Annotated in this window: 17 protein-coding genes and 1 tRNA gene; 8 read left to right on the forward strand and 10 right to left on the reverse strand. The window is 72.7% G+C overall.

Translation table 11 applies throughout. The features are described 5' to 3' along the window. Nucleotides 1–37: 37 nt before the first annotated feature. From rho to lysA, 5 genes are all read right to left on the reverse strand, one after another. Nucleotides 38–2,161 (reverse strand): transcription termination factor Rho, encoded by a 2,124-nt coding sequence (gene rho, locus L3K22_RS04220; protein ID WP_263310295.1) that lies wholly within the window; start codon nucleotides 2,159–2,161, stop codon nucleotides 38–40. Nucleotides 2,162–2,501: 340 nt separating this feature from the next. Beyond that, a complete protein-coding gene (gene thrB, locus L3K22_RS04225; RefSeq protein WP_263310296.1) occupies nucleotides 2,502–3,416 on the reverse strand; it encodes a homoserine kinase in 915 nt (304 codons plus the stop codon). Continuing rightward, nucleotides 3,413–4,471, reverse strand: a complete 1,059-nt coding sequence (gene thrC, locus L3K22_RS04230) for a threonine synthase (RefSeq protein ID WP_263310297.1) — start codon at nucleotides 4,469–4,471, stop codon at nucleotides 3,413–3,415. The genes thrB and thrC overlap by 4 nt, the downstream gene beginning before the upstream one ends. A 5-nt stretch (nucleotides 4,472–4,476) precedes the next feature. After that, nucleotides 4,477–5,832 carry a homoserine dehydrogenase gene (locus tag L3K22_RS04235; protein WP_263310298.1) on the reverse strand — a complete coding sequence of 452 codons (1,356 nt, stop codon included), beginning with the start codon at nucleotides 5,830–5,832 and terminating at the stop codon, nucleotides 4,477–4,479. Nucleotides 5,833–5,984: 152 nt separating this feature from the next. Beyond that, nucleotides 5,985–7,397 carry a diaminopimelate decarboxylase gene (lysA, locus tag L3K22_RS04240; RefSeq protein ID WP_263310299.1) on the reverse strand — a complete coding sequence of 471 codons (1,413 nt, stop codon included), beginning with the start codon at nucleotides 7,395–7,397 and terminating at the stop codon, nucleotides 5,985–5,987. Between the two features lie 364 nt (nucleotides 7,398–7,761). Between lysA and L3K22_RS04245 the strand changes: the two genes are divergently transcribed. Continuing rightward, on the forward strand, nucleotides 7,762–10,041 hold the full coding sequence (locus L3K22_RS04245; protein WP_263310300.1) for a bifunctional alpha,alpha-trehalose-phosphate synthase (UDP-forming)/trehalose-phosphatase: 2,280 nt from the start codon (nucleotides 7,762–7,764) through the stop codon (nucleotides 10,039–10,041). A gap of 55 nt (nucleotides 10,042–10,096) precedes the next feature. On the opposite strand, the gene L3K22_RS04250 is transcribed toward L3K22_RS04245, so the two are convergent. The 3 genes from L3K22_RS04250 to L3K22_RS04260 all read right to left on the reverse strand — a co-directional run bounded on the left by L3K22_RS04250 (nucleotide 10,097) and on the right by L3K22_RS04260 (nucleotide 12,199). Continuing rightward, a tRNA-Arg gene (locus L3K22_RS04250) sits at nucleotides 10,097–10,169 on the reverse strand. Between the two features lie 78 nt (nucleotides 10,170–10,247). Then, complete coding sequence (gene tsaD, locus L3K22_RS04255) at nucleotides 10,248–11,306, reverse strand: tRNA (adenosine(37)-N6)-threonylcarbamoyltransferase complex transferase subunit TsaD (protein WP_263310301.1); 1,059 nt, start codon at nucleotides 11,304–11,306, stop codon at nucleotides 10,248–10,250. Next, on the reverse strand, nucleotides 11,303–12,199 hold the full coding sequence (locus L3K22_RS04260; RefSeq protein ID WP_263310302.1) for a M23 family metallopeptidase: 897 nt from the start codon (nucleotides 12,197–12,199) through the stop codon (nucleotides 11,303–11,305). Before L3K22_RS04260 ends, tsaD begins: the two co-directional genes overlap by 4 nt. Nucleotides 12,200–12,594: 395 nt before the next feature. On the opposite strand from L3K22_RS04260, the gene L3K22_RS04265 reads away from it, so the two are divergent. From L3K22_RS04265 to L3K22_RS16725, 5 genes are all read left to right on the forward strand, one after another. After that, entirely contained in the window at nucleotides 12,595–13,416 is an 822-nt protein-coding gene (locus L3K22_RS04265; RefSeq protein ID WP_263310303.1) for a response regulator transcription factor, read from the forward strand. Further along, a complete protein-coding gene (locus tag L3K22_RS04270) occupies nucleotides 13,413–14,522 on the forward strand; it encodes a HAMP domain-containing sensor histidine kinase (protein ID WP_263310304.1) in 1,110 nt (369 codons plus the stop codon). The genes L3K22_RS04265 and L3K22_RS04270 overlap by 4 nt, the downstream gene beginning before the upstream one ends. A 123-nt stretch (nucleotides 14,523–14,645) precedes the next feature. After that, nucleotides 14,646–18,503 carry a multifunctional oxoglutarate decarboxylase/oxoglutarate dehydrogenase thiamine pyrophosphate-binding subunit/dihydrolipoyllysine-residue succinyltransferase subunit gene (locus L3K22_RS04275; RefSeq protein WP_263310305.1) on the forward strand — a complete coding sequence of 1,286 codons (3,858 nt, stop codon included), beginning with the start codon at nucleotides 14,646–14,648 and terminating at the stop codon, nucleotides 18,501–18,503. An 86-nt stretch (nucleotides 18,504–18,589) separates the two neighbouring features. Then, nucleotides 18,590–19,234 carry a GDSL-type esterase/lipase family protein gene (locus L3K22_RS04280; RefSeq protein ID WP_010549618.1) on the forward strand — a complete coding sequence of 215 codons (645 nt, stop codon included), beginning with the start codon at nucleotides 18,590–18,592 and terminating at the stop codon, nucleotides 19,232–19,234. A 190-nt stretch (nucleotides 19,235–19,424) separates the two neighbouring features. Next, nucleotides 19,425–19,499, forward strand: a complete 75-nt coding sequence (locus L3K22_RS16725; RefSeq protein WP_369801468.1) for a 50S ribosomal protein bL37 — start codon at nucleotides 19,425–19,427, stop codon at nucleotides 19,497–19,499. Between the two features lie 92 nt (nucleotides 19,500–19,591). Here L3K22_RS16725 and rsrA read toward each other — a convergent pair whose 3' ends face one another. Continuing rightward, complete coding sequence (rsrA, locus tag L3K22_RS04285) at nucleotides 19,592–19,966, reverse strand: mycothiol system anti-sigma-R factor (protein ID WP_263310306.1); 375 nt, start codon at nucleotides 19,964–19,966, stop codon at nucleotides 19,592–19,594. After that, nucleotides 19,963–20,649: a sigma-70 family RNA polymerase sigma factor gene (locus tag L3K22_RS04290; protein ID WP_308445904.1), complete on the reverse strand. Its 687-nt coding sequence runs from the start codon at nucleotides 20,647–20,649 to the stop codon at nucleotides 19,963–19,965. Before L3K22_RS04290 ends, rsrA begins: the two co-directional genes overlap by 4 nt. A 262-nt stretch (nucleotides 20,650–20,911) precedes the next feature. On the opposite strand from L3K22_RS04290, the gene L3K22_RS04295 reads away from it, so the two are divergent. Beyond that, complete coding sequence (locus L3K22_RS04295; protein ID WP_263310307.1) at nucleotides 20,912–21,478, forward strand: hypothetical protein; 567 nt, start codon at nucleotides 20,912–20,914, stop codon at nucleotides 21,476–21,478. A 5-nt stretch (nucleotides 21,479–21,483) separates the two neighbouring features. Next, the gene (gene aroA, locus L3K22_RS04300; protein WP_263310308.1) at nucleotides 21,484–22,809 is read left to right on the forward strand and encodes a 3-phosphoshikimate 1-carboxyvinyltransferase; all 1,326 of its coding nucleotides are present in this window, start codon (nucleotides 21,484–21,486) and stop codon (nucleotides 22,807–22,809) included. The last annotated feature ends 1 nt before the right edge of the window (nucleotide 22,810 follow it).

The following is a 22,810-nucleotide window of genomic DNA, read 5'->3' on the forward strand; positions in this document are numbered from 1 at the left end:
GGTCCCGGCCCGTCCGTCGGCCGTGGCGGCAGCGGGATCAGTCGCCGCTGCGCGCCCCCACGCTCGGGGTGTTCTTCTGGACCGTCATGAGGAACTCCGTGTTGGACTGGGTCTTCTTGACCCGCTCCAGCAGCAGCTCGAGCGCCTGCTGCTGCTCGAGGGCGCCGAGGACCCGGCGCAGCTTCCACATGATCGAGAGCTCGTCCTTGCCCATGAGCACCTCCTCACGACGGGTGCCGGAGGCGTTGACGTCCACCGCCGGGAAGATCCGCTTGTCGGCGAGGTGGCGGGACAGGCGCAGCTCCATGTTGCCGGTGCCCTTGAACTCCTCGAAGATCACCTCGTCCATCTTCGAGCCGGTCTCCACCAGCGCCGAGGCGAGGATCGTGAGCGAGCCGCCGTGCTCGATGTTGCGCGCCGCGCCGAAGAAGCGCTTCGGCGGGTACAGCGCCGAGGCGTCCACACCGCCGGAGAGGATCCGACCGGAGGCCGGGGCCGCGAGGTTGTAGGCGCGGGAGAGACGGGTGAGGGAGTCCAGCAGCACCACGACGTCCTTGCCCAGCTCCACCAGACGCTTCGCGCGCTCGATCGCGAGCTCGGCGACGATGGTGTGATCCGAGGCGGGGCGGTCGAAGGTCGAGGCGATGACCTCGCCCTTGACCGTGCGCTGCATGTCGGTGACCTCCTCGGGGCGCTCGTCGACGAGCACGACCATGAGGTGGACCTCGGGGTTGTTCGCGGTGATCGCGTTGGCGATCTGCTGCATGATGATCGTCTTGCCGGCCTTCGGGGGCGCGACGATGAGACCACGCTGGCCCTTGCCGATCGGCGAGACGAGGTCGATGATCCGCGGCGCGACGGAGTTCTGCGCGGTCTCCAGGCGCAGTCGCTCGTCCGGGTACAGCGGGGTGAGCTTGGAGAAGTCCACCCGCTGGCGGGCCCGCTCGACGGGCATGCCGCTGACGGTGTCGACCTGCACGAGCGCGGCGAACTTGCCCTGGTTCTGGCCGCCCTTGCCGCGGCGGTTGCGGCCGCCGCCGTGGTGCTGGACCTGCTCGACGTGCTGCTCCTCGCCCTCGCGGGGCGCCTTGACCTGGCCGGTCACGGCATCGCCCTTGCGCAGGCCGTACTTGCGCACCTGGTTCATCGTCACGTGGACGTCGCTCGGGCCGGGCAGGTAGCCGGTGGTGCGCACGTAGGCGTGGTTGTCGCGGATGTCGAGGATGCCCGCGATGGTCATCAGCTCATCGCCCTCGCGGACCTCGCTGTCGTCCTGCGAGCCCTGACCGCCCTGCTGGTTCTGGCCGCCCTGACCGCCCTGCTCGCCGCCGCGGCCGCGGCGCTTGCGATCGCGCGAGCGGCTGCGGCTGCGCGAGCGGCCGCGGCGGTCGTCGTCGTAGCCGTCGCCGCCCTGGCCGTCCTGCTGCTCGCCCGACCGGTCGGGAAGCTCGATGTCCTCGAGGCGGCGGCGCGGGGAGCCGCCCTGCTCGTTCTGCCGGCCGCGGTTCTGCTGGCCCTCACGATCCTGCTGCCCGTCACGATTCTGCTGGCCGTCACGGTTCTGCTGATCGCCGCGGTTCTGCTGATCGCCGCGGCCCCGGCCTTCGCGCTGCTGCTGGTCGCCGCGCTGCTGCTGGTCGCGACCGCCCTGCTGGTCGCGGTTCTGCTGCTCGCCTCCCTGCTGATCACGGCCCTGCTGGTCGCGTCCGCCCTGGTCCTGCTGGTCGCCGCGGCGGCCGCGGCCGCCCTGCCGCGTGCCCGAGTCCTCGCGCGCGGCGCTGCGCTCAGGCAGCTCGATGCCGAGATCGGGCGCAGCCGCCTCCGGGGCGGAGGCCTCGCGGGTGCTGCGCGAGCGGGAGCGGGTGCGGGGACGCTCGGAGGCCGCGTCGGACGAGCCGGCGGCCTCGGGAGCGGAGGAGGCGGTGTCGGCGGGCGCCGAGGCGGCCGACGTCGCAGCGGTGGGCTCCGCGGCGGGCGCGGGGGTGCTCTGGGCAGGGGCGGAGGCGCCGGTCGAGGCGGGGACCGCTCCCCCACGGAGCGCTTCGATCAGTTCGCCCTTGCGCAGTCGCCGGGCCCCTTTGATGCCGCGCTCGGCGGCCATGGCCTGCAGCTCGGGGAGCTTCTTCGCCGCGAGGTCCGCGCCGGAGGTGGTGTCGTTCACCCGGGTTCCTTCCTGTCGAACCGGCCGCGCCGGTTCATGTCTGGTCTGGATGCCGCTCAGGGCCGGGGGACGTGCCCGGGCGCTGCGGCGGCGGGTCCGTGCAGGGGGTTCGTCCGCGGTGCGGGGCATCCGCGACCGACCTGCCGGTGTGCTTCGGGGTGCGTCGAGGGCGGCGAACGGACCCGTGGGGCATATCGACGAGGAGATGCGGGACCGTGCGAGGCGCTGCTCGGAGAGACAGCTCGGCGAGCACATCGGGGCGCGGAGATCTGCGCAGAGGATCCCCTGAGGGGACCATGGCGCAGGGATCAGCGTCGTGCGATGTCGCCTGGACGCAGGGTCAACCTACCACAGGGGCCGAGGGCTGCTCACGCAGCGCCACCTCGGCGATCCGCCAGCCCGCGGGATCGCGGACGAAGCGGCGCACCAGCGGGGCGAGCTCGCGTCGGCTGCCCGCCATCACGAGCACGGAGGGGCCGGCGCCCGAGATCACCGCGGGGTGGCCCTCCTGGCGCAGCACCCGCATCAGCTCGACGCTCTCCGGCATGCCGGGGGCGCGCTGCTCCTGGTGGAGCCGGTCCTCGGTCGCCTCCATCAGAAGTTCCGGCGACCCGGCCAGGGCGTGGACCAGCAGCGCGGCCCGCGAGGCGTTGAACACGGCGTTGGCGTGCGGCACCTCCGCGGGCAGCAGGCCCCGCGCCCGGTGGGTGGAAAGCGTCGCGGTGGGCAGCAGCACCACGGGGCGCAGCACCTCCGCGGCGTGGCGCAGCGGCACCGCCCGCGCGAGAGATCCGTGCATCCAGGAGAGCACCGACCCGCCCAGCAGCGCGGGCGCGGCGTTGTCGGGATGGCCCTCGAACTCGGTGGCGAGCTGGAGCACCGTCTCGTCGTCGAGCGCCTCCGGCTCCGAGACCATCCCGCGGGCGAGCAGGAGGCCCGCCACGGTCGCCGCGGCGCTCGAGCCCAGCCCGCGGCCGTGCGGGATCCGGTTCACGGCGTGCAGTGCCAGCCCGCTCTGGGGAGCGCCGGCGTGGTCGAGGCCGCGTCGCAGGGCCCGCACCACCAGGTGCTCCTCGCCGTGGGGCACGGAGCCCGCACCCTCTCCGTCGACGGTGATCTCGAGACCGCCGGTGGTCGCCCGGACGTTCAGCTCGTCGCACAGGTCCAGCGCCAGGCCCAGGGTGTCGAAGCCCGGGCCGAGGTTCGCGGAGGTCGCGGGGACCTGCACGGACACCTGCGTGTGCTGGATCCTCACAGCCCGATGGCCTCCGCGGCCGCTGCGATGTCCACCGGCACCACCGTCGGGGTGAGGTCGTGCTGGGTGAGGGCGGTGTCGGTGTCCTTCAGGCCGTTGCCGGTCACGGTGATCGCGATCGTCGCACCGGCGGGCACCTGCCCGCGCTCGGCCTGCTGCAGCAGCCCGGCCACGCCCGCGGCGGAGGCCGGCTCCACGAAGATCCCCACCTCGGCGGCGAGCAGCTTCTGGGCGTCGAGGATCTGCTGGTCGGAGACCGCGTCGATCTGGCCGCCGGAGTCGTCTCGGGCCTCGACGGCCAGGTGCCAGGAGGCGGGGGCGCCGATGCGGATCGCGGTCGCGATCGTCTCGGGGTCGGTGATCGGGTGTCCGGCGACGAAGGGGGCGGCGCCCGCGGCCTGGAAGCCCCACATCGCCGGCAGCGAGTCGGTGATCCCCTTCTCGCGGTACTCCTTGTACCCCATCCAGTAGGCGGAGATGTTCCCGGCGTTGCCGACGGGCAGGACATGGATGTCGGGGGCGCGGCCCAGCGCGTCGGCGACCTCGAAGGCGGCGGTCTTCTGCCCCTGCAGCCGGAAGGGGTTCACGGAGTTCACCAGCTCGATCGGGTGCTCCGCATCGAGCTTGCGGGCGATCTCGAGGCAGTCGTCGAAGTTGCCGTCGACCTGGATCAGCTTCGCGCCGTGCACCACGGCCTGGGCGAGCTTGCCCGCGGCGATCTTGCCCTGCGGGATCAGCACCGCGCAGGTGATGCCGGCCGCTGTCGCGTAGGCCGCAGCGGAGGCGGAGGTGTTGCCGGTCGAGGCGCACACCACCGCGGTCGCGCCGTCGCTGACCGCCCGCGACATCGCCGAGACCATGCCGCGATCCTTGAAGGAGCCGGTTGGGTTCATGCCCTCGACCTTCACGTGCACCTCGGCGCCGACGCGCTCGGAGAGCGCAGGGGCGGGGACCAGCGGGGTGCCGCCCTCCCCGAGGGTCAGCAGGGTGTCACCCTTCTCGAAGGGCAGGTGCTCGCGGTACTCGGCGAGGACGCCGCGCCACTGATGGGCCATGGGGGTCAATCTCCTTCGATGCGGAGGACGGAGTCGATGCTGAGCACGGTCGCGGTCGAGGAGAACATGTCCAGCGACGCGGTCATCGCGCTCTCGAGCGCCCGGTGGGTGCTGATCCCGATGTGGGCGAGGGACTGGGAGCCCTCCTCCCGCGAGTGGAGGAGCTCCTGGTGGATCGTCGAGATCGAGATGCCGTAGCCCGAGAGGGTCCCGGCGATCTCGGCGAGCACGCCGGGACGGTCCTGCACGGTCAGCGAGATGTAGAAGGCGCTGCGCAGCTCCTCGAGCGGGATCGACTCGAGCTCTGCGTAGCGGGACTCGCGCGGCCCCACTCCCCCGTGCACGCGGGAGCGCGCCGCGGAGACGACGTCGCCGAGGATCGCCGAGGCGGTCGGCGCGCCGCCGGCGCCCTGGCCGTAGAACATCAGGGAGCCGGCCGCCTCGGCCTCGATGAACACCGCGTTGTACGCCTCGGAGACGGAGGCCAGCGGGTGGGAGTCGGGGATCAGCGCCGGGTAGACGCGGGCGGAGATCCGCTCCCCGTTCTCCTCCTCGACCCGCTCGACGATCGACAGCAGCTTGATCGTGCGGCCCATCCGCCCGGCGGCGGCGATGTCCTGCGCGGAGACGGCGGTGATGCCCTCGCAGTGCACATCGGCCAGGCGCACCCGGGAGTGGAAGGCCAGCGACGCAAGAATCGAAGCTTTCGCCGCGGCGTCGTGGCCCTCGACGTCGGCCGTCGGATCGGCCTCGGCGTAGCCGAGCTCCTGCGCGCTCGCGAGCGCGTCGTCGAAGTCGGCGCCGGTGCGGGTCATGGCGTCGAGGATGAAGTTCGTGGTGCCGTTGACGATGCCCATCACGCGCTGGATCCGGTCCCCGGCGAGGGACTCCCGCACCGGACGGACCAGCGGGATGGCACCGGCGACGGCGGCCTCGAAGGAGAGGTCCACGCCGTGCACGTCCGCGGCCTCGTAGAGGGAGGCGCCCTCCTGGGCGAGCAGCGCCTTGTTCGCGGTGATCACGCTCGCGCCGTGCTCCATCGCCTCCAGCAGCAGGGCACGGGCCGGATCGATGCCGCCCATCACCTCGATCACGAGGTCGGCCTCGCGCACCAGGGCGCCGGGGTCGTCGGTGAGCAGCGCAGCGGGCACGTGCGCGCCGCGGTCCTTGGTCCGATCGCGCACGGCCACCCCGATGACCTCGAGGCGGGCGCCGATGCGGTGGGCGAGCTCGTCCCCCTGCTGCGCGATCAGGCGCAGCACCTCGGTGCCGACCGTGCCCGCGCCGAGCACGGCCACGCGCAGGGCGGGGAGGGAGGAGCTGTCCGGGCTCGCCGGAGGCTGCGGGACGGTCTGTGACATCTGCGAAGGGTCCTTCCACAGGGGCCGACGGGCGGGAGGGGCGGGCGTGTGCACTGTAGCCGAGGTGGCCGCGCCCGCGTGACCGCGTCTGAACGCGTGCGTCCTGGTCGGGGCGGGACGGCCGGGCCGTGCGGTTCGCGGGAGGGGCGGGCTCAGCCGACGTCGAGGCCGAGCAGGTCCTCCTCCGTCTCGCGACGGATCAGGGTGCGGATCTCCCCGTCCTTCACCGCGATCACGGGCGGTCGCGGGACGTGGTTGTAGTTCGAGGCGAGCGAGTAGCAGTACGCGCCGGTGACCGGGACGGAGACCAGGTCGCCGCGGCGCACGTCGGCGGGGAGGTACTCGTCCTTGACCACGATGTCGCCGCTCTCGCAGTGCTTGCCGACCACGCGCACCACCTCGGGCTGCTCCTCGGAGACGCGGCCCGAGAGCAGGCAGGAGTAGTCCGCGTCGTACAGGGCGGTGCGGACGTTGTCGCTCATGCCGCCGTCGACGGAGACGTAGACGCGGTGGTGGGGGCCGCCCAGGCGCACGTCCTTGACGGTGCCGACGGAGTAGAGCGTCTGCGTGGAGGGTCCGGCGATCGCGCGGCCGGGCTCGAAGGAGACGTGGGGGACCTCGAGCTCGAGCTCGTGGCACTGCTTCTCCACGATTCCCGCGATCCCGCTGGCGAGGGCCTCCGGGGTCGAGGGCGTGTGCTGGGTGTTGTACATGACGCCGAAGCCGCCGCCCAGGTCGAGCTGGGTGATCGTGTGGTCGAGCTCGTCGCGCACCTGCGCGACCAGGTCCAGCACGCGCCGGGCCGCGACCTCGAAGCCGCCCGTGTCGAAGATCTGAGAGCCGATGTGGGAGTGCAGGCCGACGAGGTCGAGGTGCTCGGCGGCCAGGACCCGGCGCACGGCCTCGAAGGCCGTGCCGCCGGTGAGGGAGAGCCCGAACTTCTGGTCCTCGTGGGCGGTGGCGATGAACTCGTGCGTGTGCGCCTCCACGCCCGTGGTCACCCGCAGCATCACGGCGGCGCGCAGACCGAGCTCAGCGGCGATGGCGTCGACCAGGTCGATCTCGTCCAGGGAGTCCACGACGATCCGGCCCACCCCCGCCTCGAGGGCACGGCGGATCTCGGCGAGGGACTTGTTGTTGCCGTGCAGCGCGATCCGCTCGCCGGGGAAGCCGGCGCGCAGGGCGACGGCGAGCTCGCCGCCGGTGCACACGTCCAGCCCCAGTCCGTCCTCCTCGACCCAGCGGGCGACAGCGCCGCACAGGAAGGCCTTGCCCGCGTAGTAGACGTCGGCCCCGGCGAGGGGGCGGAAGGCCTCGGCGAAGGCGTCGCGGAAGGCGCGCGCCCGGTGGCGGAAGTCGTCCTCGTCGAGCACGAAGGCGGGGGTGCCGACCTCCTCGGCGATCCGGGCGACGCTCACCCCGCCCACCTCGACCGCGCCGTCCTCGGTGCGGCGGGTGGTGCGGGACCACAGGCCGTCGATCAGGGTATTGACGTCGCTGGGGTAGGGCAGCCACGTGGGGGCCGCGTCGTTGCCGTGGAGGGCACCGGCTTCGTGGGCGCGCATGGGGGCTCCTGGTCCTCGCTGGTCTCCGGGGGAAGAGGTCGCGCCGGCGGCGCCCTGGGATCGTACGAGGGACGGGCGCGGCCTGGCGCGGAGGTCCGCTCCGCGAACACCTCGCCAGGGTCCGCCGGTGGTGGCGCCGGCAGCGGGCCACCGACCGGTCGGCGCCATCCTCGCAGGTCCGGAGGAGTCCGGGCGCAGCGGCGAGTGCCCTGGTGAGAGCGTCGTGCCCCCATACAGCTTTGCCGCGCGTGAGGGATCGCACTTGATAGGCTCACCCTGTCGGCGCGGGAGCCGCCACGGCCCGTCCTCGGACGCCCGACGCATGCGCTCCTCGCCCAGCCCCGAACCCAGCGAAGGAGTCACGGTGTCCACCACGCCCGTCCCCGACCACTCCCCCGGCCACGAGCTCGTCGTCGTCGCCAACCGCCTGCCCGTCGATTCCCGCACCCTCCCCGACGGCGCCACCGAATGGGTCACCAGCCCCGGCGGCCTCGTCACCGCGATGGAGTCGGTGATGCGCACCGTCGACTCCGGCGCCTGGGTCGGCTGGGCCGGAGCGCCCGGCGAGGCGCCGGACCCCTTCGAGGCCGACGGGATGAGCCTGTACCCGGTGCGGCTCGAGCAGGAGGACGTCGAGCGCTACTACGAGGGCTACTCCAACGCCACGCTCTGGCCGCTGTACCACGACGTGATCGTCGACCCCGTCTTCCACCGCACCTGGTGGGACTCGTACCTCTCGGCCAATCAGCGCTTCGCCGAGGCGGCCGCACCGGTCGCCGCCCGCGGCGGCACGATCTGGGTGCACGACTACCAGCTGCAGCTCGTCCCCCGGCTGATCCGGGAGAAGCGGCCCGACGTGCGGATCGGGTTCTTCAACCACATCCCCTTCCCCTCCGTGGAGCTGTTCTCCCAGCTGCCCAAGCGCAACTCGATCCTGCGCGGGCTGCTCGGCGCGGACCTGCTCGGCTTCCAGCGCGAGAGCGACACCCTGAACTTCGTCGCCGCGGTGCGGAAGCTGCTGGGCTACCACGTGGAGGGCACCACGATCTCGGTACCCGGCCTCGGCGCGGCGCCGCGGCGCGAGGTCGAGGCGCGCACCTTCCCGATCTCGATCGACTCCGCCGCCGTCTCCGCGCTCACCGAGGATCCCGAGATCCGGGAGCGGGCCGCGCAGCTGCGGCACGACCTCGGCGATCCCGACAAGATCGTGCTCGGGGTGGACCGCCTGGACTACACCAAGGGCATCCGACACCGTCTGAAGGCCTGGGGCGAGCTCCTGGACGACGGGTCCATCGACCCGCACGACGCGGTGATGATCCAGGTCGCCACCCCGTCCCGCGAGAGGGTCGAGGCCTACCGGCAGCTGCGCGACGAGGTCGAGCTCACCGTCGGCCGCATCAACGGCGAGCACGCGCCGCTGGGCCGGCCGGCCGTCTCCTACCAGCACCACTCCTTCGATCGCCGCGAGATGACCGCGCTGTTCATGGCCGCCGACGTGGTGCTCGTCACCGCCCTGCGGGACGGCATGAACCTCGTCGCCAAGGAGTACGTCGCCTCCCGCCCGGACCTGCAGGGCGTGCTGGTGCTGAGCGAGTTCGCCGGCGCCGCGGACGAGCTGCGTGCGGCGGTCCTGGTGAACCCCCACGACATCGACGAGCTGAAGTCCGCGATCCTGCGCGCCCTGGCGATGCCCGAGGAGGAGCAGGAGGAGGCGATGCGCTCCCTGCGCCATCAGGTGATGGAGAACGACGTGCAGTCCTGGGCGCACGACTTCCTCGAGCACCTCGAGCACGCCGGGCGCGAAGCGCAGGCCGCGGTGCCCGTGGTGAGGCTGCGCGGCGACGAGCCCAGCGCGCCCGAGGAGATCGACGAGGCGCTGCGCGCCTTCGCCGACGTTCCGCGCCTGCTGATCGCCTCGGACTTCGACGGTGTGCTCGCCCCGATCGTCGAGGACCGCGATGCGGTCCAGCCCGATGCCGAGGCGCTCGGCGCGCTGCGGGACCTGGCCGAGCTGCCCGGTGTCGCGGTGGCGCTCGTCTCCGGCCGCGCCCTCGAGGATCTGGACCGGCACACGCAGATGCCGAGCTCCGTGGTGCTCGTCGGCTCGCACGGCGCGGAGGTCGGTGCGCTGCCGCCGTGGATGCAGGCCGAGGTGCTGGACCGCTCCGCGCTGTCGATGACACCGGAGAAGGAGGAGCTGCTCGCGACGATCACGGCGACTCTGCGCCGGATCGCACGCGCGCATCCGGGCACCGAGGTGGAGACCAAGCCCACCGCCGCGGTGCTGCACACCCGCAGCGCCCGGGGCCGAGGCGGCATCAACGCCACCGAGTCCGCGCTCGAGTACGCCACCACCCTGCCGGACGTGACCGTCACCCCCGGCAAGGAGGTCGTGGAGTTCTCGGTGGTGCACACGTCCAAGGGCGTCGCCGTCGACGCGCTCGCCCGGGCCAGCGCCTCCGACGCCTGGCTCTACCTCGGCGACGACGTGACCGACGAGTCCGTCTTCGCCGCGGCCGAGGAGCAGGACGTCACGCTGAAGGTGGGCGGCGGCGACACCGCGGCGGCCCTGCGCATCGCGGACACCACCGCGGCGCGTGAGGTGCTGCAGCGGCTGCGGGAGCTGCGCGGCGAGCAGAGCTGAGCCCCCGGCACGACTCGAGCCGCGTCCCCGATCGGGGACGCGGCTCGGAACTCGGTGCCCGCGACAGGATTCGAACCTACGACCTTCTGCTCCGGAGGCAGACGCTCTATCCACTGAGCTACGCGGGCGGACTCCAGGAGTCTAGCAACACCTGGGGGTGATGGAGCACGCCGGCGGCGCGAGCGACCGAGGGTGTGAGAGGGACCTCACCGCAGCAGCGGGAGCTGGGCACCGTGGAGCACGGCGGAGGGGTCCGCGGCGATGGAGAGCCCGCTGGGCTCGGCGCCGGAGCGCACCAGCAGGTCGCCGACCGCGGCGATCATCGCGCCGTTGTCGGTGCACAGCCGCGGCGGCGGGATGCGCAGCTCGACCCCGGCGGCGTCGCAGCGCTCCTGGGCGACGGCCCGCAGGCGCGCGTTCGCGGCGACCCCGCCGACGATGACGAGGGTGCCCAGCCCGCGCTCCTGCACGGCCCGCAGCGCCTTGGTGACCAGCACGTCGACGACCGCCTGCTCGAAGGAGGCGGCGATGTCCGCGACGGGCACGGGCTCGCCGGCGCGCTCGAGGGTCTCCACGGTGCGGGCAACGGAGGTCTTGAGTCCGGAGAAGGAGAAGCTGAAGGGCGCATCCCCGGGCCGCAGCATGGCACGCGGGAAGGCGAAGGCGGCGGGATCGCCGCCGACCGCGGCACGGGAGATCGCAGGCCCGCCCGGGTAGCCGAGACCCAGCAGGCGGGAGACCTTGTCGAAGGCCTCCCCCGCGGCGTCGTCGAGGGTGTCGCCGAGGTGCTCGATCGGATCGCGCACGAGGTCGCCGACGGCGAGGATCGAGGTGTGCCCGCCGGAGACGATCAGGACGATGGACCGCTCGGGCAGGGGGCCGTGCTCGAGGGTGTCGGCGGCGGCGTGGCCGGCGAGGTGGTGCACCCCGTACAGAGGCTTGTCCAGCGCCCAGGCGATGGACTTCGCGGCGGCGAGCCCCACGTGGACGGCGGTGGCGAGGCCGGGACCTGAGGTCACCGCGACATGGGTGATGTCCCGCGCCTGCACGCCCGCGTCGTCGAGGGCGATCTGCAGCGTCGGGACGACCGCGTCGAGGTGCGCGCGGGCCGCGATCTCGGGGACGACGCCGCCGAACATCGCGTGCTGGGAGGCGCTCGAGGCGAGGCCCTGGCCCAGCAGGGCCCCGTCCGAGACGATCCCGAAGCCGGTCTCGTCGCAGGAGGACTCCACCCCGAGGACGACGGGCGCGCCGGAGGAGGTCACCGCAGCAGCGACATCGGGTCGGAGTAGTTGCCCGCCTCGTCCATCTCCGCGAAGTGGAGGTGGCAACCGGTGGAGCGGCCGGTCGAGCCGACGTAGCCGATGGTGTCGCCCTGGGCGACGGTCGCGCCGACCGAGGTGTTGAAGCCCTGGAGGTGGTAGTAGCCGGTGACGACCCCGTTGCCGTGATCGATCTTCACACGGTTGCCGGAGGCGTGGTGGTACTCGACGGCGACGACGGTGCCGGACTTGGCGGCCTTGACCGGGGCGCCGCAGGCGGCGCCGAAGTCGACGCCGTCGTGGCCCTTGTAGTAGCCGAGCACGGGGTGGACGCGGCCGCCGTAGCCGGAGGTGATGGAACCGGAGGAGGGGCGGATGTAGCCGGAGTCACTGCCGACGACGGCCTCGCCGTCCGCGGAGTCGGTCCCCTCGGCGGAAGCGGTGCTGTCGGCGACCTCCGCGCCCGCAGCGGCCTCGGTGACGACGGGCTCGGGCACGGAGACCTCGATGCCGGTGCTCTCGGCCTCGTCCTCGGCGGCGTCCTCCGCGGCGGCGGGGGCGGTGCGCTCCTCAGAGCGGCTCGCGGCGTCGCCCTCGACGTCGCGCTCCTCGACGGCGGCCTCGGTGGTCGCGGTCGCGCCGGGCAGCGTCACGGGGGCGATCGCGGCGGCGGCCTGCGGTGCGGCGGCGGGGGCCTGGACGATCGGCTCGGCCGGTGCGGCCTCGTCGGTGCCCGCGGCGGCGGCGGCGAGAGGAGCGGCGATGGTAGCGGTGGCGAGGACGCCGAGAACGCCCGCCTTCACGGCGCCCGCGGCCAGGGCGTGGTCGCGGTGCGTTCCTCCGACCGCACGGTGCTTGCGCACCGTGGCGCGTCCATCAGCGCGATGATTCGCCACCTGGGATCCTCTTCCGTTTCGACTGCGGGTCTCGTCCGTGCATCGGTTCCGGCACGGCAGCTGTCCCGTGCGCGACGCCGGACGGGGAAGTACGCGCCGCTGAACAACGTCGACCAACCTAGGTGCAGGTCAGCGCGTCGGGCGAGCGAGGCGACCGCGTCATTGCCAAGTTTTTGCCATGGCGGCTGAAAGGTGGGGAGATCTTGACGGGAGCAGCTCCCGGGAGGGGTGCGCGTCACTCCCGGGGGCTGTTCCGGGCCCGTGATGCGGACGCCCCGGGCGCGCGCGGCCCTCCGCGGAGCGTTCCGGCAGGCGCCGTGGGAGTTCTGTGCAGGAGTCGTGGGGCGCCCTCCGCCTCCGCGGTCGTCCGGGGGACGCCGTCTAGAGTGACCCCCATGTCGACCCCGGACCGCAGCTCAGCCGCCGACCCCTCGCCCGTGCGCGTGGTGGTGATCGAGGACGAGCCCACGATCACCCGCGCGATCGCCGATCGGCTCACCGCGGAGGGCTGGGAGGTCTCCACCGCCCTCGACGGCCCCTCCGGCGTGCGCACCGTCGCCGAGGTGCGCCCGGACCTCGTGGTGCTCGACGTGATGCTCCCCGGCTTCGACGGGCTCGAGGTGTGTCGACGCATCCAGGCCGACGAGCCGGTCCCGGTGCTCATGCTCACCGCGCGCGACGACGAGACCGACATGCTCGTCGGCCTCGGCGTCGGCGCCGACGACTACATGACCAAGCCCTTCTCCATCCGCGAGCTCGTCGCGCGGCTGAAGGCGCTGCTGCGCCGGGTGCGCCGCGCGGGCCCGCCCGCACCGGGCGAGACGGAGAAGCAGGAGGCGCTGCAGTTCGGCGACCTCGTGATCGACCGCGCCGGCCGACGGGTGATGCGCGCCGGGGTGCCCGCCCATCTCACGCCCACCGAGTTCGACCTGCTGCTGTGCCTGGCCCACGCGCCCGGCACCGTGCTCACCCGCGAGCAGCTGCTCGCCGACGTATGGGACTGGGTCGACGCGACCGGCACCCGCACCGTCGACTCCCACGTCAAGGCGCTGCGCCGCAAGCTCGGCGCGGATCTCGTGCGCACCGTGCACGGCGTCGGCTACGCGCTCGAGATCCCGGAGGATCCCGAGGAGGACGCCCCGGCCGCCGGCTCCGAGGGCGCCGTGACGGACCTGCACTCGATGCCCACCCCGCACGAGCCGACCTCGGACTCGTGAGCGGGCCCCGTTCCGGAGGCGGGGAGGCCCCCGTCGCGCACGCCCGCCGCCGGGTCCCCGAGCGGCTCGACGTGCGCCCGCTGGACCGCTTCCGCTCCTTCAAGGTCAAGCTCGGGATCCTGGTGGGCGTGAGCGTGACCGTCGCGGCACTGCTGACGCAGGTGAGCATCCGCGCCGGGATCGAGCCTCTGCTGTCGCTGCCGCTGGTCGTGATCGCCGCGCTGGTCTCCACCCAGCTGCTAGCCCGGGGCATGACCTCCCCGCTGCGGCAGATGACCGCGGCCGCCCAGGCGATGGCGCGCGGGGACTACAGCGGACCGGTGCGCGCCACGAGCCGCGACGAGGTGGGGCAGCTGGCCGAGGCCTTCTCCGTCATGGCCGCCGAGCTCGAGCAGACCGACCGCACCCGCCGGGACCTCGTCGCGAACGTCTCCCACGAGCTGCGCACGCCCGTCGCGGGCCTGCGCGCCCAGCTGGAGAACCTCGTCGACGGCGTCACCGAGCCCGATCCTGCCGCGCTCGAGGTGGCCCTGACCGAGACCGAGCGGCTCTCCCAGCTCGTCGACCACCTGCTGGACCTCTCCCGGCTGGACGCCGGAGTGATCCATCTCGACCTCGAGGGGGTCGAGCTGACTCCCTTCCTCCACGAGGTCGTCGACGCCGCCGCCCTCGCCGCCGGAGGTCGGGACGTGCGCTGGATCGTCGACGTCGACCCGCCGGACCTCTCCGTCGCGGCCGACGCCGCCCGGCTCCACCAGGTGATCCACAACCTGCTGGAGAACGCCGCCCGCCACTCCCCCGCCGGCGGACGCATCCACATCCGTGCCTCCCGCACCGGGGAGGACGACGGCGTGCGGATCGACGTCGACGACGAGGGCCCCGGCATCGCGCGCGAGGACCGCGACCGGGTCTTCGAGCGCTTCCAGCGCGGCGGGGCCGCGGACTCCTCCGGCGGGACGGGCCTGGGCCTGGCCATCGCGCGCTGGGCGGTGGGCCTGCACGGAGGCACGATCGAGGTGCTGGACGACCCCCGCAGCACCGGAGCGCAGGAGGGGCGCTCCTCCCTGATCCGGGTCGTGATCCCCGATCACGGCCCGGAGGCGTGATGTCGCCCACCACCGACGTCGCGTGCGACGCTCGACCTGCGCCGCGGCGCGCGCTGGGATCCGCGGGCCGTTACGCTGGACCCATCCGTATCTCTCGATTGTGAGAAGGCTGGCGATCTCAGAGTGTCACAGCAGACACAGGACTCCGATTCCGCGGAGTTCGGCCCCAATCAGTGGCTCGTGGACGCGCTCCGCGAGCAGTGGCGGGAGGACCCCTCGAGCGTCGACCCCAGCTGGGCGGAGCACTTCGCCTCCACCAGCTCGGCACGCCCCGAGACCCCCGACGCTCCCGGCCCGACCCCGCAGACCTCCGAGGCGGCGACGACGCCGCCCGTGGCGGCTCCTCCCTCGACCCCCGATGCGGCGCCCGCCCCCGACGACGCCCCCGACGACGCCGCGGACGAGGAGTCCACGCCGGACGCCTCCACCCCCGCTCCGGCCCCGTCGCCCACGCCCGCTCCCTCCTCCCCGGCCGCCCCGTCGGCCGCCTCAACGCCCGCGAAGGAATCCCCCGCCGTGAACGACGCCACCTCGACGCCCGCCCCGAGGACACCCGCGGTCTCCACGACCTCCGACCGTCCGGCCAAGGTCCCCACGACCACCGCGCAGATCCCCGCGGTCGAGCTGCACGAGCCGGAGCCCACGAAGCTGCGCGGCCCGGCCGCCGCCGTGGTGCGGAACATGGACGAATCCCTCACCGTCCCGACCGCGACCTCTGTGCGCGACGTGCCGGTCAAGCTCCTGTTCGACAACCGCATCGTGATCAACAACCACCTCAAGCGCCACCGCGCGGGCAAGGTCTCCTTCACCCACCTGATCGGCTGGGCGATGGTCGAGGCGGTCACCGAGATCACCGACATGAACAACGGCTTCGACGTCGACGAGAAGGGCAAGCCGCTCCTGCTCAAGCGCCAGGACGTCAACTTCGGCCTCGCCATCGACATGCCCCGCCCCGACGGCTCCCGCGGCCTCGTGGTGCCGAACATCAAGGCGGCGCAGCGCTTCGACTTCCGCGGCTTCTGGAAGGCCTACGAGGAGGTCGTCAAGAAGGCCCGCGCCGGCAAGCTGACGATGGACGACTTCACCGGCACCACCGTCTCGCTGACCAACCCCGGCGGCATCGGCACCGTCCACTCGATCCCCCGCCTGATGAAGGGCCAGGGCGTCATCGTGGGCGTCGGCGCGATGGACTACCCCGCCCAGTTCCAGGGCGCGAGCCCGGCGACCCTCGCCGAGCTCGCCGTCTCGAAGGTCATGACGATGACCTCGACCTATGACCACCGCATCATCCAGGGCGCCGCCTCGGGCGAGTTCCTCAAGCGGATGGCGGACAAGCTGCTGGGCAAGGACGGCTTCTACGACCGCGTCTTCGCCTCGCTGCGCCTGCCCTACCAGCCCGTGCGCTGGGTGCCGGACAACCCCTTCCGCCTCACCACCTCGGAGCGCCTGGCCCGGGTGATGGATCTGATCCACTCCTTCCGCGTGCGCGGTCACCTCATGGCGGACACCGATCCGCTGCAGTACAAGGTCCGCAACCATCCGGACCTCGACGTGGAGACCTACGGCCTGACGCTGTGGGACCTCGACCGCACCTTCCCGACCCGCGGCGTGGGCGGCAAGGACCAGATGACGCTGCGGGACATCCTCGGCGTGCTGCGTGACGCGTACTGCCGCACCATCGGCGTGGAGTACATGCACATCTCCGACCCGGAGGAGCGCGCCTGGATCCAGCACAGGATGGAGACCCCGCGCGAGCCCTTCGACAAGGCAGAGCTGACCCACATCATGGACCGCCTCAACGCCGCCGAGGCGTTCGAGACCTTCCTGCAGACGAAGTTCGTCGGCCAGAAGCGGTTCTCCCTCGAGGGCGGGGAGGCCGTCATCCCCATGCTCGACACGGTGCTGCACGGCGCCGCCCACGAGGGTCTGGACGAGGTGGCCATCGGCATGTCGCACCGCGGGCGCCTGAACGTCCTCTCCAACCTCGCCGGCAAGAGCTACGGCCAGATCTTCCAGGAGTTCGAGGGCAACTACGGCGAGAAGCTCGGCTCCGGCGACGTGAAGTACCACCTGGGCACCGAGGGCACCTACACCTCCCACGACGGGAAGTCCACCAAGGTGTACCTCGCGGCCAACCCCTCGCACCTCGAGGCCGTCAACCCCGTCCTCGAAGGCATCGTCCGCGCCAAGCAGGACCGCCTCGAGCGTCCCGAGGAGTTCCCCGTGCTGCCGGTGCTCGTCCACGGCGACGCGGCCTTCGCCGGCCAGGGCGTGGTCACGGAGACGCTGAACCTCTCCGAGCTGCGCGGCTACCGCACCGGCGGCACGATCCACGTGATCATCAACAACCAGATCGGCTTCACCACGCTGCCGGACTCCTCACGCTCGTCCTTCTACTCCACGGACGTCGCGAAGTCGACCCAGCTGCCGATCTTCCACGTCAACGGCGACGATCCCGAGGCCTGCGTGCTGGTCGCCGAGATCGCCTTCGAGTACCGCCAGAAGTTCCACCGCGACGTGGTCATCGACATGGTCTGCTACCGCCGCCGAGGCCACAACGAGGGCGACGACCCCTCGATGACCCAGCCGGAGATGTACAAGCTCATCAACGAGAAGGCCTCCACCCGCAAGCAGTACATGGAGACCCTCGTCGAGCGCGGCGACCTCACCGAGGAGGAGACCGAGGGCCTGGTGCGCAACTTCCAGGAGCATCTCGACGAGGCCTTCGCCTCGACCCGCTCCGACGCCGGCTCCGCGAAGCCCGCGGAGGCCAACGTGCAGGGCCTGGACCTGCCGGAGGCGCAGCAGGGCGGCGACGCGCCCGAACAGGCCGTCACCGCGGTCGACGCGTCGGTCGTGGCGCGGATCGGGCAGGCGCATGAGGAGGTCCCCGAGTCCTTCACCGTCCACCCCAAGCTGCGCCAGGTGCTCGAGCGCCGCACGCAGATGTCCTCGCGGGGCGGGATCGACTGGGCCTACGGCGAGCTGCTCGCTTTCGGCTCCCTGCTGATGCAGGGCCACCGGGTGCGCCTGGCCGGCCAGGACTCGCGCCGCGGCACCTTCGTGCAGCGTCACAGCGTGCTGATCGACCACGAGAGCGGCGACACCTGGACCCCGCTGTCCTATCTCAGCGACGACCAGGCACGCTTCAACGTCTACGACTCCTCGCTCTCGGAGTTCGCGGCGCTGGGCTTCGAGTACGGCTACTCCGTGGAGAGCCCGAACTCGCTGGTGCTCTGGGAGGCGCAGTTCGGCGACTTCGTCAACGGCGCCCAGACGATCATCGACGAGTTCATCTCCGCCTCCGAGCAGAAGTGGGGCCAGAACTCGAGCGTGGTCATGCTGCTGCCGCACGGCTACGAGGGCCAGGGGCCGGACCACTCCTCCGCCCGCATCGAGCGCTTCCTGCAGCTGTGCGCGGAGGAGAACATGCGGGTCGCGGCGCCGTCCACCCCGGCGAGCTACTTCCACCTGCTGCGCAAGCAGGCGCTCACCGAGCCCCGCAAGCCGCTGATCGTCTTCACCCCGAAGTCGATGCTGCGCAACAAGGCGGCCGTCAGCGCGGTCGAGGACTTCACTTCAGGCACCTTCGAGCCGGTCCTGCCGGACACGACCGTGGACCCGGCCGGCGTGCGCCGCGTGCTGCTCGCCTCGGGCAAGGTGTACTGGGACCTCGTGGCGCGCCGCGAGAAGCTCGGCGCCACCGACACCGCGATCGTCCGCGTCGAGCAGCTCTACCCGCTGCCCGAGGCGCAGCTGCGCACCACGCTGGACGCCTACCCCGATGCTCCGCTGGTGTGGGTCCAGGAGGAGCCGCAGAACCAGGGTGCCTGGAGCTTCATGGCGATGAACTTCCCCGTCGAGGTGGGGCGCACCCTGCGGGTCGTGGCCCGTCCGGCCTCGGCCTCCCCGGCCACCGGCTCGACCGCCGTCCACAAGGCCGAGCAGGAGGATCTGCTCACCCGCGCCTTCGAGGCCTGAGCGACCCGCGGCGCGGGCCACGGGTTCGCCCGTGGCCCGCGCCGCCGTTAGAGTGAACCGACCCCGTCCCCTGCCAGGAGGTCCCGGTGCAGACCGTGCCCACTTCGCCCGTCCCGGATCCGGGCTCCCGGATCCGGATCATCGCGCTCGGCGACGAGCTCCTCGCCGGCATCGGCGACGCCCGAGCGCTGGGCTGGCTGGGCCGGGCCGTGGCCAGCGAGCAGGGTGCCGACTGCCGCATCGACGTGTTCTCCGCGGCGCTGCCGGGCGAGACCTCCGCGGAGCTGGCCGAGCGCTGGGACGCCGACGTCAAGCGTCGCTTCTCCGAGCAGGGCCGCGCCGACGGCTCCGTCGACCACCGGGTGGTGCTCGCGATGGGCCGCGCCGACGTCGAGGCCGGGATCTCCCTGGCCCGCTCGCGCCTGAACCTCGCCAAGATCCTCGACGGCCTCGAGCGTCTGCGGATCCCCGCCTTCGTGGTGGGCCCCGCCCCGAGCCGCGACCCGGCCACCACCGCGGGCGTGCGCGAGCTCTCCGGTGCCTTCGAGGACGTCTGCGCGCGGCGCCGCATCCCCTACGTCGACACCGTCGGCGGGCTGGTGGGCCACGACCAGTGGGAGAGCGACCTCGCCCGCTCCGCCGGCGACCACCCCGGCCAGACCGGCTACGGCCTCATCGCCTGGCTGGTGCTGCACAGCGGCTTCGGCTCCTGGCTCGGCACCTCCCGCTGACCCCGTCGGGTGGGTCGGCTCTCCGGCCGCCCGCCCCCTCGTCCGCCCAGGGCACCGCAGCCGGCCGGCCCGGGGCGCGGGCGGGTGAGGTCCGACTCAGGTGCTGCGAGCGGCTCGGATGGGGCTCCGCGCGGAGCCTCCGATATGGCATGATCGACGGGTTCATTCCGGGTGAAGGAAGGAGAGCGTGATGAGCAAGCGAGGACGCAAGCGCAAGGCTCGCCGCAAGAACAGCGCGAATCGCGGCAAGCGGCCCAACAGCTGACCGCGTCGTCGCCGGTGGCGACATGCCGAAGGGCTCCTCCCGATGGGAGGAGCCCTTCGGCATGCTCGGGGACGGAGCCGACGCCCCGCGGCTCAGGCCGGGGGCAGGGTGCGGCGGGTGGTCGTCGAGCGGGTGACGCGCACCGTGGAGCCGTCGGCCCCGGTGGTCGTGCTCGTGCTGGTGGTGGTCACCGTGAGGGTGCGGCACGTGTCGGCGATGCGAGCCCGCAGGTCGGAGGGGGCGCGGTCCGCGCAGCTGCGGCGCACCAGATCCTTCAGCCGGCGCAGGCGCTCCCACTCGTCGGCGCACTCGGGGCAGTCGTCGGTGTGGCGGCGCATCCGCTCGACGGTCTCGCGGGGGAGCTCGCCGTCGAGCGCCTCCTCGAGCCCGAAGCTCATGTCGCGCGTCGAGCCGGTCGCCGTCTCGCGCGTCGAGGTCTCGCGCATCGCGCGGTCGTCCTGGGTCATCGCTCCTCCTCCCGGTCCGCGGTGCCGGCTCCGGTGTCGTCGGCGGCGTCCCCCGCCGAGGGCTGCGCACGTAGGAAGCCCGTGCGCCGGGCATGATCGGTGAGCTTCTCGCGCAGCTGGCGCCGCCCGCGATGGAGCCGGGACATGACCGTGCCGATCGGCGTGTCCATGATCTCGGCGATCTCCTTGTAGGCGAAGCCCTCGACGTCGGCGAGGTAGACCGCCATGCGGTAGTCCTCCCGCAGCTCGGACAGGGCGTCCTTGACCGCGGAGTCCGGCAGGTGGTCCAGCGCCTCGGCCTCCGCCGAGCGCAGGCCCGTGCTCGAGTGGCTCGAGACCTCCGCGAGCTGCCAGTCCTCGACCGCGTCGGTCCAGGCCTCCTTGGGGCGGCGCTGCTTCTTGCGGTAGGTCGAGATGTAGCTGTTGGTCATGATGCGGTACAGCCACGCCCGCATGTTCGTGCCCGGGGTGAAGCGGTCCTGAGCGCGGAACGCCTTGACGAAGGTGTCCTGGACCAGGTCCTCGGCGTCGTGCGGGTTGCGGGTCATCCGCAGCGCGCCGCCGTAGAGGGAGTCCAGGTGCGAGAGCGCCTCGGTCTCGAAGTCGAAGTCCGCCGCGGGATCGGGCTGCTCCGCGGCGGGCAGGCCGGTCCCGTGGTCGGAGGTGGGCTGTGTCTGCGTCATCATCCCCAAACCTACGCCACCCGGGATCGCGGGGGCGCACTCCAGCAGTCCGGTCGTCATGCGCCGCTCCCTCCCCGGCACCCGCCGGCGTGCTCGACCGTCCCGTCGGGGCTCCGACGGGGGCGCGGAACCGTGTCCGCACCGTCCGATGCAACGCGTTGGGCATGGGGGATGTTCCTCGGGCGGTAGTGTGGGTGGCGGTGATCTTCCCGACAGGGCTGATCGCCGGACCGTCGACACCTGCTCAGAACGTGAGGACACCATGGCCCTGGTCCGCCGAATCGCACGACCGCTGCTCGCCGCCCCCTTCGTCTTCGAGGGCGTGCGCACCGCGCTCCGCCCCGAGCGCGAGATCGACGTCTACCCGCAGGCCTTCGACGCGGTCGACTCGGCGCTGTCCAAGAGCTCTGCGCCGGGCTTCGTCGACTCCCGCGCCGTGGTGCGCGCCGCCGGCGTCGTCGCCGCGGGCGCCGGCGTCCTCTACGCGACCAACCGCGCGCCCCGCGCCGCCGCCGCGGCCCTGCTCTTGACCACCTCCGTCGGCTGGGCCGGCCGGAAGAAGGTCTGGGAGCTGCGCGGCGAGGAGCTCGTCGCCGAGGTGCAGTCCATTCTCACCGACGCCGGCCTGCTGGGCGGCGTGCTCCTGGCCGTCGTCGACCACGACGGCCGCCCCTCGCTCGGCTACCGGGCGAACAAGTTCGTCGAGCGCAGCCAGAAGAAGGCCGCGCAGAAGCAGCGCGAGCTCGAGAAGAAGGCCGGGAAGGTGGAGAAGAAGGCCAAGGGCGCCGTCTCCACCGCCCAGAAGCAGCTCGCCGGCCAGCACGGCTGATCTCCGTGGGTTCCGAGGTGCTGTGGAACGCACCGGTCGCCGACCAGCCGGTCGACGCCCTGGTGCGGGTCCCCGGGTCGAAGTCCCTCACCGCACGCTGGATGCTGCTCGCCGCCGCGGCGAGCGAGCCATCCACGCTGCGCGGCGCGCTCGTCTCCCGCGACACGCGGCTGATGCGCGATGCGCTCGAGCGGCTCGGCGCAGTGCTGGAGGTGCGCGACGGGGTGCTGCACGTCTCCCCGATCCCACCGGCCTGCGAGCACCCTGCCGAGCCGATCGAGATCCACACCGGCCTGGCCGGCACCGTGATGCGCTTCGTGCCGCTGCTGGCGGCGCTGCGCCACGGCGACGTGCGCTTCACCGGTGACGACGCCGCGCTCGTGCGGCCCATGGACGCGGTCGTGCAGGTGCTGCGCGGCCAGGGCGTCGAGGTGACCGAGCACGGCGAGCCGGGCCGGCTGCCGTTCACCGTGCACGGCCGGGGCACGCTGCCCGGCGGCCGGGTCGAAGTGGACGCCTCGGACTCCAGCCAGTTCATCTCCAACGTGCTGCTGGTCGCGGCACGGGCGGAGACGGACCTCGAGCTCGCCCATGTCGGGAAGGAGCTCCCCTCCCTGCCCCACATCGACATGACCCTGGAGACGCTGCGCCGCGCCGGGGTCGACGCCTCGCACGAGGTCGACGCCGAGGGCCGTCACTCCTGGAGGGTCGCGTGCGGCCCGATCCGTCCGCTCGAGGTCGTCGTCGAGCCGGATCTCTCCAACGCCGGACCGTTCCTGGCCGCGGCGATGGTCACCGCCGGCACGATCGCGGTGGACGACTGGCCGGAGACCACCACCCAGCCCGGCGACGCGTACCGGGAGCTGCTGACGCGGATGGGCGCCGAGGTGTGGCGCGAGGACGAGGCGGTGGTGGTCCGCGGCACGGATGCGCTGCACGGCATCGAGGCGGACATGTCGGCCGTCGGCGAGCTCGTCCCCACAGTCGCGGCGCTGTGCGCGCTCGCGGACTCCCCCTCGCGGATCACCGGCGTCGCGCACCTGCGCGGGCACGAGACCGACCGTCTCGAGGCGCTGGCGACCGAGCTGACGAAGGTCGGCGCCCGCACCGAGGAGCTGCCCGACGGGCTCGCGATCACTCCGGGCCCGCTGCGCGGCGCCGTCTTCGAGACCTACGAGGACCACCGCATGGCGACCGCCGGCGCGATCATCGGCCTGCGCGTCCCCGGCGTGCAGGTGGTCGACGTCGGCACCACGCAGAAGACCCTCCCCGACTTCGTGGGGATGTGGCTGTCGATGCTCCACCCCGAGCCGGCGGAGGATGACGCGTGAG

The sequence above is a fragment of the Brachybacterium atlanticum genome (assembly GCF_025669985.1).
GTDB classification, from domain to species: domain Bacteria; phylum Actinomycetota; class Actinomycetes; order Actinomycetales; family Dermabacteraceae; genus Brachybacterium; species Brachybacterium conglomeratum.

Bases quoted from the DNA above. Each gene is read 5' to 3' on its own strand.
- thrC (WP_263310297.1), bottom strand. From the start codon at position 4,471: ATGGCCCATCAGTGGCGCGGCGTCCTCGCCGAGTACCGCGAGCACCTG.
- L3K22_RS04235 (WP_263310298.1), bottom strand. From the start codon at position 5,832: ATGTCACAGACCGTCCCGCAGCCTCCGGCGAGCCCGGACAGCTCCTCC.
- lysA (WP_263310299.1), bottom strand. From the start codon at position 7,397: ATGCGCGCCCACGAAGCCGGTGCCCTCCACGGCAACGACGCGGCCCCC.
- L3K22_RS04265 (WP_263310303.1), top strand. From the start codon at position 12,595: ATGTCGACCCCGGACCGCAGCTCAGCCGCCGACCCCTCGCCCGTGCGC.
- rsrA (WP_263310306.1), bottom strand. From the start codon at position 19,966: ATGACCCAGGACGACCGCGCGATGCGCGAGACCTCGACGCGCGAGACG.
- L3K22_RS04290 (WP_308445904.1), bottom strand. From the start codon at position 20,649: ATGACGCAGACACAGCCCACCTCCGACCACGGGACCGGCCTGCCCGCC.
- L3K22_RS04295 (WP_263310307.1), top strand. From the start codon at position 20,912: ATGGCCCTGGTCCGCCGAATCGCACGACCGCTGCTCGCCGCCCCCTTC.